Source organism: Streptomyces sp. NPDC055025 (assembly GCF_053608565.1).
In genome coordinates this window covers 53896-67649 of sequence record NZ_JBSGVS010000055.1, presented here as the reverse complement: position 1 = coordinate 67649, position 13754 = coordinate 53896, and the positions used below count along the sequence as shown (strand labels likewise).

Genomic DNA, 13754 nt, shown 5'->3' with positions numbered 1-13754 from the left:
GCCCCGGCCAGCTCCGTGAGCGTGCCGGGCGGGCAGTCCGCGCGCCAGGAGCCGAGCCGGGCGGCGAGCGCGCGGTCACCGGCGAGCCGGGCCGTGAGCGTCTTGATCTCCTCGTCACGGGCGGACGCGCGGGTGCGCAGCGCCTGCCGCTCCTCGTCGGCGGCGTGCTCGTCGTGCATGGCGGGGTTCGGCGGTACGAGGAAGACCCCGCTGTCGCCCGTGCCTTCCGCGCCGGGGCCCGGGACCGGCGCCAGCAGCGCCGCGGCGGTGCCCACGGCGACGGCGGACCTCGGCAGCAGCGCGGCGCCCGCGAGGGTCTCCCGGGCGCGGGCGTGCGAGGCCGGGTCGGTGATCACGACACCGTCGACCAGCTCGGGCCGTGCGGCGAGCACGGCGGCGTGGTCGGCCGGGTCGACGGCCTGGGCGAGGTAGCGCCAGCCGGGGAGGGCGGGGATACCGTGCTCGCCCAGATATTCGACGGTGGCGAGGACATCGGGGCCGGGAGGCAGCAGCCCGCCGTCACCGAGCGCGCCCAGGATGCGGGAGTCGTCGGCGGCGGCCGTACGCAGCTCGAAGAGCTGCCGCTCGGCGGCGGTGACGCCCTGGTCGAGCAGCTCACGCAGCTCGTCGGCGTACCGGTCCAGCTCCTCGGCGCTCAGCGGCCCGTCCGTGGAGTCCGGCCGGGCGGGCGCCGGGCGCCGGCTCCCCGACGGACCGCGCCGGCCGGTGTCATCGGCCGGCGCCGAGCCGGCGCGCGGGCCGGGCACTCCGCCCCGGGCGGTGGCCGCCGGGGGCAGGCTCAGCAGCGCGGCGAGACGCTCGTCAGCGGCGATCGATTCCGCGGCACGGTGCTCCGCGTCATACGCGTGCTCAGCGGCCAGGGCCGCGTCGGCGGCGCGTGCGGCGGCCAGTTCGGCGCGGGACTCCGTGCCGGCCGCCTCCCTGGCCAGGTCGGCGGCCGTACGCGCGGCCTCGCGCGCCGTGTCCCAGCTCGCGACGGCGGACTTCTCCGCGTCGCTCGCGGCGAGCGCGGCACGGGCCGGGTCGGCGTCGGGCGCGGTGTCGTCGAGCCAGCCCGCCCGTACCGCCTCGGCGGTCTCCTGCCCGACCTCGGCGAGGCGCTGGCGCAGATGCCCGGCCTCGCTGCGGGCGCGCTGCGCCTCGGTGGCGGCGGAGGTCGCGTCGCGGTGGGCGGCCTCGCCCGTCTCCTGGAGGACGGCGGAACGCTCCTCCTCCTCGTTCGCCAGCCGCTCGCCGTCCCCGGCCGCCGCGTGCAAGGCCCGTACGAGATCGGCCGCGGCGGTCGCCCGCGCGGCCAGCGCGGGCGCGGCGTCACGCTCGGCCTCACGGATCGCGACGGCGACCCGCGCGGAGCGGTCGGCGGCGGCGCGGTGGCGCAGCACCGCCTCGGCGGCCTGCCAGGCGGAGTGCAGCGTACGGGCGTCGCTCAGCTCGCGGCGCTGGGCGGCGGCGCGCTTCTCGGCGGCGGTGAGGGCCAGCGACGCGTGCCGGTAGGCGAGTTCGGCGGCGATCAGCGATTCGCGCCCGCGGGACTGCTCGGCCGTGGTCACGGTGTGCGCGGCGGCGGTGACCCGGTGGGCGAGATCGGCGGCGCGTCCGCGCTCCTCGGCGGCGCGCGCCTGGAGCCGCCGTACGAGCGTACGGGCCCGGCGCTCGGCGCCCGCGTGGATGTCACGGGCCCGTGCCCGGGTCTCGGCGGCCTCGACGATCCGGCCGAGCAGATCGGCCGAACCGGCGGTGAAGTCCCGCTCGGCGGTCAGTTCGGCGCGGCGGCCCAGCTTGTTCCCGAACCCGCCGACGAGGTCGGCCAGTCCGTCCGTGTCCCGGGTGTCGGTGACGGCGCGCAGCAGCAGATCGGTGAAGTCGGAGTCCTTCTTGACCGCGAAGAGGCCCGCGGCCTCGCCCTCGTCGGCGTTCATCTCGCGCTGGTAGCGGAAGAGTTCGGGGTCGAGACCCAGTTCGCCGAGGTGTTCGTTCCAGTGGTCGTGGATCTCCTCCCAGTGGATGTCGAGATGCGGATAGAACTTGCCGGCCTCGGTGAGGGCGTCCCGGAAGCCCTTCATGGTGCGGCGTCTGCCCCGCGCGCCCGAGGCGCCCTCGACGGGCGGCCGTACGGCGGTGGACTCGGCGACCGGCAGGGAGTCCAGGCTCAGGCCGGGGCCCGGCCGGAAGGAGTACCAGCCCTCGGCGAACTTCCTGGGGTCGTTGGAGACCTGCCGGCCGCGCCACTCACTGGCCTTGCCGACCACGACGAGTTCACCGGTGAGCGTGTGCTGCCACTCCAGGGCGACATGGCCGCAGTCGTCGGCCAGCAGGAACTTGCGCAGCACTCCTGAGCTGGCGCCGCCGAGTGTGTTGCGGTGTCCCGGCAGCATCACCGAGAAGATCAGCTTGAGCAGTACGGACTTGCCGCCGCCGTTCTCCAGGAAGAGCACGCCCGCCGGGGCCGGGCGGCGCGGCGGTCCCACCGGCTCCTCCTCGAAGAACTCCGCCTGGGCGGGCGCGGGATGCGGCACCGGGGCGCCCACTCCGCGCAGATCGAGCACGGTGTCGGCGTAGCGCGCACCGGCGGGGCCGATGGAGTAGAGGCGGACCCGGGACAGCTCGTACATGGCGGCGGACTCTCGTTGTGGTGAACAGCGGTGGGGGAGTGCGGTCGGAAGGTGCGGTCGGTCGGAAGGTGCGGGTCAGTCGGGAGACGCGGTCGGGCGTTGCGGTCAGGGGCAGCGGTCAGGGGTGGGGCATGGTCAGGCGTGGAAGGGCAGGCCCGCGTCGGCGGCCAGCTCCAGATCGTCGCCCTCGGGCGGCGGCAGCAGGGTCGCGGAGCCGTCGCTGACGGGCACGACGCCCAGTTCGAGCAGTTCGGCCATGGCCGCGTGGCCCGCCATGTCACGCACCTGGAGCTGATAGCGGGCCGTGGTGCGGTACGCGCCTCCCGCGTCGTCACCGGTGCGCTGGAGAAAGCCGGAGTCGGTGAGGAACGCGACCGCCTTGCCGACGATGCCGGTGGTCGATCCCGCGAGTCTGCGGGCGTCCTTGGTGGCGCCGGTGGCGCTGCGCCGTGCGTAGATCCGCCAGGCGGCCTCAAGACCGGGGGCGTCGGTCGACGGGTCGGTGTTCTCCCCCTCCGCCTCGGCGCGCTCCTCCAGCCGGCGGCAGGCCTGCCGTACGAACGCGTCGACGCCGTTGACCGTGATCCGGCCGATGTAACCGTCGTCGGCGAGATCCTCGGGGCGGGGGAACGCCATGGCCGCGACGGCGAGATGGGCGAGACCGTGCAGAAAGCGGTCGGCGGAGTCGGTGGAGGCGCGGCGGGCGTAGTCGCCCATGCGCACCGCGAAGACCGAGTCCTCGCCCGCGGTCACGGCCATACCGGCGCGGGCGGAGACCTCCAGCACGACCAGGCCGAAGCCGGTGGCGACGGCGTCGGTGACGCGCGCGAAGGCGGGGTCCTCGCGGTAGCGGCGCAGGAGTTCGGTGTACTCGATGTCCCGCGCGGGCAGCAGCTTGGGCTGGAGCCCGAAGGAGACGAGACGGGCGGCGTCGGCGGCGTCCGCGGGGGTGACGGCGCTCGGGGCGGCCGGGGCGGGGTCCGCGCCGCCGCTGCTCTCGGCGGGGTGGTCACTCACGGGGTACGGCTCCTTGCGGGTGCGGTGCGCGCCTGGCGGCGCGGGGTGTGGGGCGCGATGTGGGGTGGGGTGGGCGCGGGCGCCGGGACACCGCGGAGGCGCCGGGACACCGCGGAGGTACAGATACGGCGTGATGTACGCCGGGTACGGGAGGGTGCGACCGGCCCCGCCCTGGCACCGCCCCGGCCCCGGGGCTGGCACCGGACCCGGACCTGGCCCCGGACCCAACCCGCCCCCGGACCACGGTCCCTCGCTGGAAGGCCACAGCACTAGGTCCTGTCCGCGGGGAGGCGCACCGTGCCCACTATCAGGTCCGCACCGCCGAATTCCGGGTCGTCCAGGGGCGTGCCGTCGTCGACGGCGAACAGCAGGCGCTCCTCGCCCTGGCGGTACGCCGTGCCCACCGGCGGGCTCGCCGCGTGGATGGCCAGCAGCGCGACCAGATACGGCAGTTCCGGATCGCCGCGGCGGGCCTGCGCCAGCAGACCAGACAGACGGCGCGGGGCGTCGTACTCCAGGTCGAGCAGCTCCTTCGCGTTCGCGAGCTGCTCCTCGCTGAAGCGGCTGTCGTCCGGGGTCGCGATCAGATCGGGCTCGGGCATCTCCGCGCCCAGATGCTCACGTTCCACCGGGGGTGTCAGCAGCAGGTCGATCAGATCCCCGACCCGGACGGACGCGGGTGTCCGCAGGCCGGTGCCCCGGGCGAAGAACGCGTCCGTCACGCGCGTCGCCCGCTCGACCGGCAGTGGCAGCAGCGGGGCGACGAGCTGTCCGTAGAGATCCAGGCCCGTATGGGCCGTGGGCCGGGCGAAGGCCTGTCTGTCCTGCTCCGCGCGGAACAGCGGGCCCGCCTCCAGCAGCCGGGACTGGAGCTGGGTGTGCCGGCGGATGCAGTCCTTGACGATGTCGACCAGCTCGGCGGCGCGCCGCTTGTGCTCCGCCGTCCTGGGGTCGGGGCCGGTCTCGGCCTCGTCGCGCGCCTTGCGGATATTGGTCAGGATCGCGTTCTCGTGGCGATAGCGGTCGGCCACGTGGTCGAGCGCCTCGTCGATCATGTCGGGAACGGTGTTGAGCCAGTCCACCGCCCGTACATCGCGGCGGGTCGCCTCCAGCGTCCTGCGCAGCGTCTCGGCGTACTGCACGGTGCGGTAGCGCGCCTGTTCGGCGGCGAGCTGGGCGTCGGCGAGCCTGCCCCGGTTGATCAGCACCTCCAGCTTGACCTCGGCGGCGATCTGCGCGCTGGTGACATCCGTGTCGAGCGCGCCGACCAGGACATTGACCGCCTCGTCCGTCGTACGGAGATAGACGCTGCCGCCGTGTCCCGGGACCTCCTCGATGAGCTTGAAGTCGTAATCCCTGCGGGTGTAGACCCCGTCGGTGCCGAAAGTGCCGTAGACCGCGCGGAAGCCCCGGTCCACGCTGCCGACATTGATCAGATTCTCCAGCACCCAGCGGGCGACCCGCTCATGCTCGGCGGCCGGGCGGCCCGGTGCCTGGGCGGCGACGCGCGGAAGCAGCCGGCCCACTATCTGCTCATGGTCGGCGCCGGTGTCGAAGTCCATGTTCAGTGTGACCAGATCGATGGCGGCGAGCGCGACCTCCGCCATTCCGTAGACGGCGTACTCCCCCGCGAGATTGGCCTTGCGGATGTCCAGGTCGTGCAGCGGCGCGGTGCACGCGAGCGCGCGCAGCCGACGCGCCAGCCCTTCGTCGGCGGCCGGGCCCTGCGCGGGCCGCGGCCCCGCGCTGAGCTGGGGCGGAACGGAGTCCGTCGAGGCAGGCGAAGTCACGGTGCACAGATTAGGTCCTCGCACTGACATCGGTCGAAACGGTGCGGAAGCGACCGCCGCGGAACCGGCCGGGAAACGGCCGGGAAAAGACCGGGGAAACCGCCGCGAAGGCTCTACCGGGGCGGCGCCCCGTCCTCCGCCACGGCTCTCGCGTAGACCTCGACGAGCCGCTCGCGGGAGTCGTCCAGATACTCCGCGAGCATCCGCTCCGTCCCGTCCCTGTCCCCCGACCTGAGCGACTCCAGCAGCAGGCGGTTCCGTACGAGATACGGCTCGTACAGCCCGCGCGGATCGTCCACCACATGGAAGGCGAGGCGCAGTTCGGCCAGGACTCCGCGCATCAGTTCATCGGTGCGGGCGCTGCCGGCCAGCGCGACCAGTTCCCGGTGGAAGTGGATGTTCGCCGTCGAGACGCCCTTCCAGATTCCCTCCTCGGCGGCGCGTTCGCCCCGCGAGACCGCCTTCTCCAGTCCGTCCACCGGGAACGGCGGCCCGTCGAGCCCCCTGACGACGGCGCATTCGATCAGCCGGCGGGTGCGGTAGATGTCCTCGACGTCCTCGACCGCGAGCACCCGTACGAACACCCCGCGGTTGAGTTCATGGACGAGCAGCCGCTCGTGCGTGAGCAGTCGGAACGCCTCGCGCAGCGTATTGCGCGAGACGGCGAGCGCCTTGCCGATGGTGTCCTCCGAGAGCCGCTCGCCCGGCTGGAAGTACCCCTCCGCGATACGGGTGCGCAGGATGTCCGCCACCCGCTCCGCCGTGCTGGTGCGGCCCAGCAGCGGCCGGTCGTCCGCCAGTTCGCCGAGTTCGGCCCCGTTCGTGCCCACAGCAGCCTCTCCCTGATGTCCGTTCGTCTGCACGACTCATCGTAGAAGCAAGAACGAAACAACATGACTCTTGTCGGATCGTTGAACAATCCTCTACGGTGATATCGGCTCACGGTCCCAGCACACTCACCCCTCCTGCGAGGTGCAGATGAGCACGACCCAAGCACGTCTGACCAAGGACGGACTCCCCGAGGACACCGGCGCGTTGGCATGGCTGCGGGCCCTGGGGCCGCAGGGGCGCCGCGCGTTCGCGGGCGCGTTCGGCGGCTACGGCCTAGACTCCTACGACTTCTTCACCCTGCCGCTGAGCATGGTGGCGATCGCCGCCTACTTCGGTCTCGACAGCGGCCAGACCGGACTTCTCACCACCGTCACCCTGGTCGTCTCCGCCGTGGGCGGGGCGATCGCCGGGGTGCTCGCCGACCGTATCGGCCGGGTGAGGGCCCTGATGATCACCGTCATCACCTACGCGGTCTTCACGGTGCTCTGCGGATTCGCGCCCAACTACGAGACCCTGCTGGTCTTCCGCGCCCTTCAGGGCCTGGGCTTCGGCGGTGAGTGGGCCGTCGGCGCGATCCTGGTCGCCGAGTACGCCTCCGGCAAGCACCGCGGCCGTACGCTCGGCGCCGTACAGAGCGCCTGGGCGGCCGGCTGGGCGCTCGCCGTCATCGTCTACACACTGGTCTTCCAGTTCCTCGACGCGGACACCGCCTGGCGCGTGATGTTCTGGACGGGCGCGCTGCCCGCCCTGCTGATCGTGTACGTACGACGGAACGTCAGCGACGCGCCGGCGGCGGCCGAACAGCGCAGGACCAGCGCGGAGAAGGGTTCGTTCACCGCCATCTTCCGCGGGGACCTGCTCCGTACGACGTTCTTCGCGACACTGCTGTCCACGGGGGTCCAGGGCGGCTACTACACGCTCGCCACCTGGGTCCCGACCTATCTGAAGTCCGACCGGGGCCTGACCGTCGTCGGCACCGGCGGCTATCTCACCTTTCTGATCTCGGGCGCCTTCCTGGGCTATCTGACCGGCGGTCATCTCACCGACCGGCTCGGCAGGAAGAAGAATGTCGCGATCTTCGCGGTGCTCTCCGCGTTCGCGATCCTCGCCTATGTCAATATCCCGGACACGGCCGACTGGCTGCTGCTCCTCCTCGGATTCCCGCTCGGCTTCTGCATGTCGGCCATTTTCAGCGGCTTCGGCTCGTTCCTCAGTGAGCTGTATCCGACGGCGGTACGCGGTACGGGCCAGGGGTTCACGTACAACACCGGCCGTGCCGTCGGCGCGGTCTTCCCCACCCTGGTGGGTTTTCTGGCCACGAGCTGGGGGGTCGGGGGCGCGTTGGTCTTCGGCGCCGTCGGCTACGGTCTCGCGGTACTCGCGCTGCTCGGGCTGCCCGAGACCCGCGGCCGCGAACTGCTCTGACCCGATCCGATCGGAAGGTGACTCCATGACCTGGGCGTCCATCGATCTCAACGCCGACCTCGGCGAAGGCTTCGGCCGCTGGCGGCTGACGGAGGACGAGCAGTTGCTCTCCGTCGTCACCAGCGCCAATGTGGCCTGCGGGTTCCACGCCGGGGACGCGGCCACCATGCGGCGGGTCTGCGCGTGGGCCGCCGAGCGCGGGGTACGGATCGGCGCCCAGGTCTCGTACCGCGATCTGGCGGGGTTCGGCCGGCGCTCCATGGATGTGCCGCCGGACGAGCTGGCCGCCGAGATCGCCTACCAGATCGGCGCGCTGGAGGTGTTCGCCAAGGCGGCGGGCGCCCGGGTCGCCTATGTCAAACCGCACGGCGCGCTCTACAACCGGGTGGTCCGCGACGAGGAGCAGGCGGAGGCCGTCGTGGAGGGCGTCCTGCTGACCGGCGAGCGGCTGCCGCTGCTCGGGCTGCCGGGCTCCCGGCTGCACCAGCACGCGGAGAAGGCCGGACTGCCCGTCGTCACCGAGGCGTTCGCCGACCGCGCGTACACCCCGGAGGGCACACTGGTGCCGCGCGGCGAGGACGGCGCGGTGATCACGGACCCCGCGACCGTGGTGGAACGGTCCGTCTCCATGGCCCGGTTCGGTGTGCTGACCTCCCGGTGCGGACGGTCCGTCGCCGTCCGCGCGCGCTCGCTCTGTGTGCACGGCGACACCCCGGGCGCCGTCGGTCTCGCCCGTCGCGTCCGCGACCGGCTCGAAGCCGCCGGCGTGCGGGTGGAGGCCTTCGTATGAGAACACTGCCGGTCGGCGAGCGGGCACTGCTGGTCGAACTGGCCGACGGCGAGGAGACGGCGGCGCTCCACGCCGAGCTGCTGCGCCGCCGCGCCGAGGGCACCCTGCCGCCGGTCGGGGAGATCGTGCCCGCGGCGCGGACCGTACTGCTGGACGGGCTGGACGATCCGGCCGGTTTCGCCGCTCGGCTGGCCGGCTGGAAGATCCCCGCGGCGCGTACACGGGTGACGGACACCGTCGAGCTGCCGGTCCGCTACGACGGACCCGATCTGGCCGATGTGGCGGCGCTGTGGGGGGTGCGGGAGGAGGAGGCCGTACGGATCCACTCCACGGCCGAGTTCCGGGTCGCCTTCTGCGGGTTCGCGCCCGGTTTCGGCTATCTGACCGGGCTCGGGGAGCGGTACGCCGTACCGCGCAGGGCCACTCCGCGTACGGCGGTGCCCGCGGGGGCCGTCGCGCTCGCCGGCCCGTACACCGGCGTGTATCCGCGCTCCTCCCCCGGCGGCTGGCAGCTCATCGGAACGACGGACGCCGTCCTGTGGGACCCGGCGCGCGCCCCCGCCGCGCTGCTCACGCCGGGCGCACGGGTGCGGTTCAGGGCGGTCGACGGGAACACCGGAGGCGATGGGCACACCAAGAGCGACGAAGGCGCGGTGTGATGACGGACCGGGCTTTCGCGGTCGTCCGCGCGGGCGCGCTGACCACGGTGCAGGACACCGGCCGGTACGGGCACGCCCATCTGGGGGTGCCGCGCTCCGGGGCCCTCGATCCGCCCGCGCTGCGGCTGGTCAACCGGCTGGTGGGGAATCCGGCGGGCGCTGCGGCGCTGGAGACGACGCTGGGCGGCTGCGCGGTACGGCCACGCTGCCCGGTCGTCGTGGCGGTGACGGGAGCGCCGTGTGCCGTGTCCGTCGACGGACGGCCCGTGGCCTGGGGCGCGGCCGTACGGGTCCCGGCGGGCGCGGTCCTCGACATCGGCCCCGCGGTCCGCGGGGTCCGCGCCTATGTGGGATTCGGCGGCGGGATCGCGGTGGAGCCGGTGCTCGGCAGCCGGTCCACCGATCTGCTCTCGGGCCTCGGCCCGGCCCCGCTGCGCGACGGCGAGGTCGTGCCGCTGGGTCCCCCGGCGGACCGGCCCGCGCCGGTGGACTGGACTCCCGCCCCGGCCCCGCCGGCCGAACTGGTGCTGCGGATACGGCTCGGCCCGCGCGACGACTGGTTCACCCCCGCCGCGCTCCGCACCCTGCTCACCCGCGTCTACCGGGTGTCGTCCGCGAGCAACCGCATCGGGCTGCGTACGGAGGGCCCGCCCCTGGAGCGTGCCGTACGGGACGAACTGCCCAGCGAGGGCGTGGTGACGGGAGCGGTGCAAGTGCCTCCTGACGGCCGTCCCGTGGTGTTCCTCTCCGACCATCCGACCACCGGTGGCTATCCGGTGGCCGCGGTGGTCATGGAGCGGGATCTCCCGGCGGCGGCACAGGCGGCGCCGGGCACCCCCGTACGGTTCGTGCCGGCAGGGCACCGGTCCGCCCGGTGAAGCGCGGACGGCCCGCCGCCGGACGGGGAGGCCAGGGACGGGAAGCCGCGCGAGGAAGCCGGGCGAGGAAAGCGAGGCGAGGAAAGCGGGGCGGGAAAGCCGGGCGGGGAAAGCGGGACCGCGACCGCGTGTGCCCCGCCCGGAACTGGACAGCTTTGCCATTCACCCGGTCAACCACCGTAAAATAAGCGGCCGTTGCCATACCCTCCGGTAGACTTGACAGCACCGCCCCGCTGATGCCGGTCGGGTGGCTGAGGCTCGGGGGGGCTGACGGCATGACTACGCGCATGAGTCTGAGGGGCCGTAACGGAATCATCTCCCTCGTCGACGAGTGCCTGAGACAGCCTCCCACCGCGGAACGCCCCGTGACGATGCTCCTCGGCCCGCGCGGCAGCGGCGCGAGCGAGGCCCACAGCGCGCTGATGGAACGGTTCGGCCCCGAGCATCCCTTCGCCTATGTCGACCTCGGTGTCGAACAAGCGCTGCTGCCGCGCTACGGGCTGGCCCTTCTCGCCCGCCAGCTCGAACGCACACTGCCGAGATACCGCCGCTCCCACTTCCCCCGTCTCACCCTCGGGCTGCTCGCCTCCGACCACGATCTGCGGATGACCACCCTGGCCGAGGGGCGGCGCACCATCCGCCGGGAGCTGGACGCCTTCCAGGAACGGGCCGAGGCCCGTCACGGCGACTATCTGGCCGCCTTCCTGGAGGCCGTGGGCGGGACCCTGGGAGCACCTGACGGGGCGTCGACCGCGGCGCTCGCACTGCTGCGGGACGCCTCACGGCGCGGCCGCCGCCGGCTGCCCGGCCGCAAGTTCACCGGCAGCGCCGCGTGGTACGGCGGCCACCGGCTCATCCAGAGCCAGGACCCGTGGGACGCGCTGGTCGAGCTGAACGTCTGGCGGCACGACGGCGGCACCGAGGAGGGCGAGAAACTGGACCGGGTGCTGTTCTCGGCGTTCCTGGCCGATCTCCGCGACAACGTGACCCACTCGTTCATGCCCCGCTCGTATCTGCTCCTGCTCGACAACGCGCACTCGGAGTACGGCCGCCGCTTCCTGGATCTGCTGATACAGGCCCGGCACGACGACACCGTGGTGGCGGGCGCCGCCTGCGACCCGCTGACCATCGTCGCCAGCTCCAACCGCTGGCTGCCCCGCTGGGGCCCGGCCACCGGCGACCAGTGGCCCTGGCTGCTGCGCGGTCCGGACCGGGCCTCCCTCGGGGACTGGCGCGAGCACCGGCCGCCCCGGGACAGCGACGACACCTGGTGGTACCCGCTGCGGCTGCGCGACCTCAATCTCGACGAGGTGCGCATACGGATCGAACTGGAGGTGCGCGGCCACCCCGACCTCGCGCCCTTCACCCGCCTCGCCCCGTTCGTGTACCGGCTGACCCGGGGGCTGCCCAGGGCGGTGCACCAGGTACTCGACGTCCTGCGGCACTCCGGCGTACCCGCGCAGGACGGTCCGGCGCAGGACCGCTGGCTGCGCACGCTGCCCGACCGGACGCTGCGCGACGGCGCGGACACACTCGTGGACGCCGCGCTCGGCCATCTCTTCAAGGACCTCGACGACCCGGTGGTCGGTGTGCTCGCCGAATGCGCCGCCGCGCGCGATCTGTCCGTCGGGACCCGGGTGCTCAGCGCGGGGGACTCGCTGTTCGGAGAGATCCGCGCACGCTGGCTGCTGGTCGGTCCCGAGTCCCTGACACCGGCCCTGCACCCCTGGCCCAGACGTCTGCTGCTGTGGCGTCTGGCCCGGCGGCCGGACGACTGGGACACCGTGCACGAACTGCTCGCCGAGCACTTCGGCGCCGGGGGCCGTCCCGTCCAGGAGATGTACCACCGGCTGGCGCGGGGGCAGATCGACGAGGTGACCGGGCATCTGGTCGCGCGCTTCCCCGTGGTGCCCGCGGCGCAGTGGATCAGCGAGTTCAACGCGATCACGGCCGCGCCCAACCGGCTCGGGTCCGCGGGCGGCCCGCTCGACCTGCTCGCCGGACTCGGCCCCGGCGAGCCCGGCGAGGCCGTCACCACCGCGTCGGTGATCCGGGAACTGCTCACCGCGCGCTGGGTGTGGAGCGATCCGCTCGCGGACCCCGGGATGCGGCTGAACGACTTGATCGCCGACGGGTTCAGCCAGCTCTCACGACTGCGCGGGAACGATGTCGTGGTCCTGTTCAACGAGGCGGAACGCTACCGCCACTGGCGCCATCCACTGACGTCCACGAGCGAGGGGTGAGCAGGATGCGCAGACTCGAATGGCCGCTGCACATCGTGCGGCGGGTGGTCGTCGCGGTGGTCGTCGTCGCCGTCCTGGCGGTCGCCGTCCCGCTGACCCTGAACTGGATCAGCGATGTCCGGGAGCGCTGCGACGACGGCGTCGTGAAACGGGGCGCGGGTGAGTGCGTGGGGGTCACCGACGGCTCCTGGGTCTTCTCCGGCCATCTCGCCGAGGTCGAGAAGAAGATCAAGGAGGAGAACGAGCTGGTCCTCAAGGACGGCGGGAAGGAGCCGTACGTCAGCGTCGCGTACATGACGTCGTTCACCCTCACCAACGACGACAGCAACTCGGAGGACTCGGTCCGGCATGAGCTGGAGGGCGCCTATCTCGCGCAGTTCCGGCACAACCGCGGCGATCTCTCCGCCTCGCCCAAGATCCGTCTGCTGATCGCCAACACCGGCAGCAGTTCGGCGCACTGGGAACACACCGTGGACGAACTGATCGACCGGAAGGACTCCAAGGAGAAGCTGGTGGCCGTCACCGGTCTCGGCCCCAGCACCGCCCGGAATCTGGACGCGCTCAGAAAGCTCTCCGCGAACGGCCTCGCCACGGTCGCGAGCACCATGACGGCCACGAACATCCATGACATACCCGGTTTCGTACGAGTGTCCCCCACCAACATCGACGAGGCGTACGCGGGCGCCGCCTATCTGAAGCGGTCCAGGAAGTCACTCACGGCGATGGTCGTCCAGGACGCCGCCAAGAGCAATCTGTACGCCGCCACCCTGGGCAACGCCTTCACCGAGGCGTTCCCCGACAAGGCCGGCGACTACCGGCTGGTCGCGGAACGGATGACGTACGACTCCTCGGTGCCCGGCGCCTGGAAGAACTCGCTGCGCTACATCACCGTGCAGCTCTGCGACACAAAGCCGCAGGTCATCTATTTCGCGGGCCGGGGGCAGCACCTCACCAACTTCCTCGACTACCTGGCGAGCCGCACCTGTACGGACCATACGTTCACGGTCCTCGCCGGCGACGACACCTCGAACCTGGACCGGGAACAGATCACCCGCGCCGTCGAGAACGACGTGGAGGTGCTCTTCACGGGGCTGGCCCACCGCGACATGCTGCGGGCCGATCCCGGCAAGGTCTCCAAGGTCTCGGCCGGCTACTTCCAGGAGGACGGCCGGCTCAAGGAGTGGTTCCCGAACGACGACCGCTACGACGGGCAGGACATCATGGCCCATGACGCCGTTCTGGCCGCCGCGCACGGCATCGAACTGGCGGCGGGCAATTCGGGCCCGGTGACCGGGCCCACGGTGGGACAGATGTTCCGCCAGATGCACGGACGGCAGCGGCTGGCGGGGGCGAGCGGATTCATCTCCTTCCAGAACAACGGCAATCCGGACAACAAGGCCGTCCCGATCCTCAGACTCAACTCCGAGGGCCGGACGGAACTCGTCGAGGTCTCGGCCGCCCACGGGAAGCCGCCGGAGGGCCAGTGAC

9 protein-coding genes and 1 pseudogene are annotated in these 13754 nt (G+C 72.5%); 6 read left to right on the top strand and 4 right to left on the bottom strand.

Annotation, left to right across the window (positions count from 1 at the left end):
* From ACWGDX_RS29150 to ACWGDX_RS29135, 4 genes and pseudogenes are all read right to left on the bottom strand, one after another.
* Window positions 1-2633, bottom strand: a pseudogene (locus ACWGDX_RS29150) (hypothetical protein); the annotation flags it as partial.
* Window positions 2634-2768: 135 nt separating this feature from the next.
* Window positions 2769-3650: a hypothetical protein gene (locus ACWGDX_RS29145; protein WP_363085099.1), complete on the bottom strand. Its 882-nt coding sequence runs from the start codon at window positions 3648-3650 to the stop codon at window positions 2769-2771.
* A gap of 269 nt (window positions 3651-3919) precedes the next feature.
* Window positions 3920-5440: a hypothetical protein gene (locus ACWGDX_RS29140; RefSeq protein WP_453630280.1), complete on the bottom strand. Its 1521-nt coding sequence runs from the start codon at window positions 5438-5440 to the stop codon at window positions 3920-3922.
* A 113-nt stretch (window positions 5441-5553) separates the two neighbouring features.
* Window positions 5554-6270 (bottom strand): GntR family transcriptional regulator, encoded by a 717-nt coding sequence (locus ACWGDX_RS29135; protein ID WP_453630278.1) that lies wholly within the window; start codon window positions 6268-6270, stop codon window positions 5554-5556.
* A 148-nt stretch (window positions 6271-6418) separates the two neighbouring features.
* On the opposite strand from ACWGDX_RS29135, the gene ACWGDX_RS29130 reads away from it, so the two are divergent.
* The 6 genes from ACWGDX_RS29130 (at window position 6419) to ACWGDX_RS29105 (ending at window position 13753) form a co-directional block, all read left to right on the top strand.
* Window positions 6419-7696, top strand: a complete 1278-nt coding sequence (locus ACWGDX_RS29130; RefSeq protein ID WP_453630276.1) for an MFS transporter — start codon at window positions 6419-6421, stop codon at window positions 7694-7696.
* Between the two features lie 25 nt (window positions 7697-7721).
* Entirely contained in the window at window positions 7722-8486 is a 765-nt protein-coding gene (locus ACWGDX_RS29125; protein ID WP_453630274.1) for a LamB/YcsF family protein, read from the top strand.
* On the top strand, window positions 8483-9145 hold the full coding sequence (locus ACWGDX_RS29120) for a 5-oxoprolinase subunit B family protein (RefSeq protein WP_453630272.1): 663 nt from the start codon (window positions 8483-8485) through the stop codon (window positions 9143-9145). Before ACWGDX_RS29125 ends, ACWGDX_RS29120 begins: the two co-directional genes overlap by 4 nt.
* Complete coding sequence (locus ACWGDX_RS29115; protein ID WP_453630271.1) at window positions 9145-10023, top strand: 5-oxoprolinase subunit C family protein; 879 nt, start codon at window positions 9145-9147, stop codon at window positions 10021-10023. Before ACWGDX_RS29120 ends, ACWGDX_RS29115 begins: the two co-directional genes overlap by 1 nt.
* Before the next feature lie 275 nt (window positions 10024-10298).
* Window positions 10299-12266 carry a hypothetical protein gene (locus ACWGDX_RS29110; RefSeq protein ID WP_453630269.1) on the top strand — a complete coding sequence of 656 codons (1968 nt, stop codon included), beginning with the start codon at window positions 10299-10301 and terminating at the stop codon, window positions 12264-12266.
* 5 nt (window positions 12267-12271) lie between these two features.
* Window positions 12272-13753: an ABC transporter substrate-binding protein gene (locus tag ACWGDX_RS29105; RefSeq protein ID WP_453630267.1), complete on the top strand. Its 1482-nt coding sequence runs from the start codon at window positions 12272-12274 to the stop codon at window positions 13751-13753.
* The last annotated feature ends 1 nt before the right edge of the window (window position 13754 follow it).